The 2,590-nt window shown below is 66.7% G+C and carries 2 protein-coding genes; one reads left to right on the top strand and one right to left on the bottom strand.

What is annotated here, in order from left to right; genetic code table 11:
- Positions 1 to 83: 83 nt before the first annotated feature.
- Positions 84 to 1,328 (bottom strand): sarcosine oxidase subunit beta family protein, encoded by a 1,245-nt coding sequence (locus tag ACEQXV_RS16595; RefSeq protein WP_370270074.1) that lies wholly within the window; start codon positions 1,326 to 1,328, stop codon positions 84 to 86.
- Between the two features lie 189 nt (positions 1,329 to 1,517).
- Here ACEQXV_RS16595 and ccmI point away from each other — a divergent pair.
- Positions 1,518 to 2,590: c-type cytochrome biogenesis protein CcmI (ccmI, locus tag ACEQXV_RS16590; protein ID WP_372526053.1), on the top strand; the 1,073-nt coding region annotated here is incomplete at its 3' end.

The following is a 2,590-nucleotide window of genomic DNA, read 5'->3' as shown; positions in this document are numbered from 1 at the left end:
CCCTGACGGGACCCGGGCGGGGGGCCAGCCCCCCGCACCCCCCGGGATATTTTTGGAACAATGAAGGGGTGTGAAAAGTCGCATCAGTGCGCCACCCCGGCCGCGACGGACTCGTCGATGAAGCGGCCTTCCTTGAAGCGGTTGAGGCCGAATTCGGCAGTGAGCGGCGAGTAGCCCCGCGCCATCAGTTCGGCAAAGCCCCAGCCCGAGCCCGGGATCGCCTTGAAGCCGCCGGTGCCCCATCCGCAGTTGATGAAGACGCCGTCGACGGGCGTTTTCGACAGGATGGGCGAGCGGTCGCCGGTCATGTCGACGATGCCGCCCCACTGGCGCAGCTGCTTGAGGCGCGAGATCATCGGGAAGGTCTCGATCAGTGCGCGCACGGTTTCCTCGATATGGTGGAACGATCCGCGCTGCGTGTAGTTGTTGTAGCCGTCGGCGCCGCCGCCGATCACCATCTCGCCCTTGTCGGACTGGCGCATGTAGCCATGCACGGTGTTGGCCATGACGACGCAGTCCATGCAGGGCTTGATGGGTTCGGACACCAGCGCCTGCAGCGCCACGGATTCAACCGGCAGACGGAAGCCCGCCATATCGGCCAGCACGCCGGAATGGCCCGCCACCACGATGCCCAGCTTCCTGGTGCCGATGAAGCCGCGCGAGGTTTCCACGCCCACGACCGCGCCGTTTTCCTTGCGAATGCCGGTGACTTCGGTCTTCTGTATGATGTCCATGCCCATGTCGGAACAGGCCCGCGCATAGCCCCAGGCCACGGCGTCATGCCGGGCGGTGCCGCCGCGCGCCTGCCAAAGACCGCCCAGAACCGGGTAGCGCGGGCCGTCGAGGTTGATGATCGGGACGATTTCCTTCACGCGCTGCGGGCTGATGAACTCGGTCTTCACGCCCTGAAGCGCATTGGCATGCGCCGTGCGCTGGTAGCCGCGCACCTCGTGATGGGTCTGGGCCAACATGATGACGCCGCGAGGGCTGAACATCACGTTGTAGTTCAGGTCCTGGCTCATCGTCTCGTAGAGGCTGCGCGCCTTTTCGTAGATCGCGGCCGAGGCGTCCTGCAGGTAGTTCGAGCGGATGATGGTGGTGTTTCGGCCCGTGTTGCCGCCGCCAAGCCAGCCCTTTTCGATCACCGCCACGTTGGTGATGCCGAAATTCTTGCCCAGGTAGAAGGCGGTGGCGAGCCCGTGGCCCCCCGCCCCCACGATGATCGCATCGTAGGATTTCTTCGGTTCGGGCGAAGCCCAGGCCCGTTCCCAGCCCTGGTGGTAGCGGGCGGCCTCTCGGGCGATGGCGAAAGCGGAATAGCGGCGCATGGCGATCCCCTGCGGTTTGGTTGCATGATACATGCTGGATCGGGGCGCGCACGGTCCACCCCCCGGCGGCATTTCACGCCGAAAATGCGACAAGGGGTCTTGGGCCATGTCGCTTTTCGGAACGGTTTGGGTCTTTTGGTGGAGGCCCGCCATGTATAGATGTGGGACAGGAAAAACGCGGGAGGTCTCATGGGGTTCTGGATGGTAGCGGGCTTGCTGGCCCTGCTGATCGGCGCGGCGCTGGTGCTGGCGGCATGGCGCAAACGCGACGAGTCGGACCCGGCGGCGGCATATGACCTGCAGGTCTATCGCGACCAGCTGCGCGAGATCGACAAGGACCTGGCCAAGGGTGTTCTGAGCGAGGACGAGGCCGAGCGCACGCGCACCGAGGTGGCCCGCCGTGTGCTGGAGGCCGACCGGGCCCTGCAAGAGGGTGCGGGCGGCACGACCCATGCGGAAAAGGCGCAGCGCCTGGCGGTTCTGGCGGGCGTCGTCCTGGTCGTGGCGGGCGCCTTCGGGCTTTACGCGGTGATCGGCGCGCCGGGCTATCCGGACCTGCCCATCGAAACCCGCATCGCGCTGGTCGAAGAGGCGCGCGCAAACCGACCCGGACAGGACGAGATCGAAGCCGACCTGCCCGTCGAAATCCGCGAGGATCCCGATCCGCGCCGGGCCGAACTGGTGGCGCAGCTGCGCGAGACCATGGAACGCAACCCCGATGAGCCCGAGGGCCTGCGCCTTCTGGCCTTCGAAGAGGCCCGAGTGGGCAATTACCGTGCCGCGCGCAATGCACAGGAACGGCTGATCGGCCTTCTTGGCGACGAGGCTGAGCCGCAGCATCTGCTGGACCTGGCCGAGATCATGTTCATGGCCGCCGGGGGCTATGTCTCGCCGGAAACCGAGGCGCTGCTGAACCAGGTGCTGCGCGCGGACCCGATGAACGGCGCGGCGCGCTATTACGTGGGGCTGATGTATGCGCAGCAGGGCCGGCCCGACCTGGGTTATCCGATCTGGCGCAACCTTCTGGCCGACAGCGCACCGGGCGATCCCTGGCTGCGCCCGATCCGCGACCAGATCGAACTGGTGGCGGCGATGGCGGGCGACGACATTTCCGTGGACCAGTTGCCGCAACCGCCCGAGGTCTCGGCCCCCGGGCCCTCGATGGCCGATATCGAGGCAGCTCAGGACATGTCGCCCGAGGACCGGCAGGCGATGATCGAGGGCATGGTGGCGGGGCTTGCCGAACGGCTGGCCAACGAGGG

It is taken from the genome of Nioella sp., from assembly GCF_964229645.1.
Classification (GTDB): domain Bacteria; phylum Pseudomonadota; class Alphaproteobacteria; order Rhodobacterales; family Rhodobacteraceae; genus Nioella.
Note: the sequence above shows the minus strand (reverse complement) of the source record. Positions and strands in the feature narration are given on the sequence as shown.